Origin of the sequence: uncultured Shewanella sp. (assembly GCF_947501665.1) — a bacterium.
Taxonomy (GTDB): domain Bacteria; phylum Pseudomonadota; class Gammaproteobacteria; order Enterobacterales; family Shewanellaceae; genus Shewanella.
Genome location: NZ_CANMWS010000095.1, coordinates 1 through 366 on the forward strand (window position 1 = coordinate 1; position 366 = coordinate 366).

A 366-nucleotide genomic window follows, 5' to 3' on the forward strand; every position below is an offset into this window, starting at 1 on the left:
GCGACATTAGCTCAGTTGGTAGAGCGATACCTTGCCAAGGTATAGGTCATCGGTTCGAACCCGATATGTCGCTCCAATATTAAAGAGTCAAAGCGTAAACCTTGACTTATTTAATATTGAAATATAATTTGGCGCGATGGCAGAATGGCTATGCTGCGGATTGCAAATCCGTCTATCTCGGTTCGACTCCGGGTCGCGCCTCCAAATATAGGAAAAGGTGAGTGCTTCTCTTAATGCAGTTAAGGGAGTCACAGCATTAACTACCGATAATGCGTTTTATCTTTTTCAAAAAAAGACAAACAGTTTTGCCCGAGTGGTGGAATCGGTAGACACAAGGGATTTAAAATCCCTCGCTTAATAGGCGTG

2 tRNA genes are annotated in these 366 nt (G+C 43.4%); both read left to right on the forward strand.

The window, feature by feature from the left end:
• Positions 1-76: transfer RNA gene (locus Q0976_RS24065), tRNA-Gly, on the forward strand.
• 54 nt (positions 77-130) lie between these two features.
• Positions 131-204: transfer RNA gene (locus tag Q0976_RS24070), tRNA-Cys, on the forward strand.
• Positions 205-366: the final 162 nt, after the last annotated feature.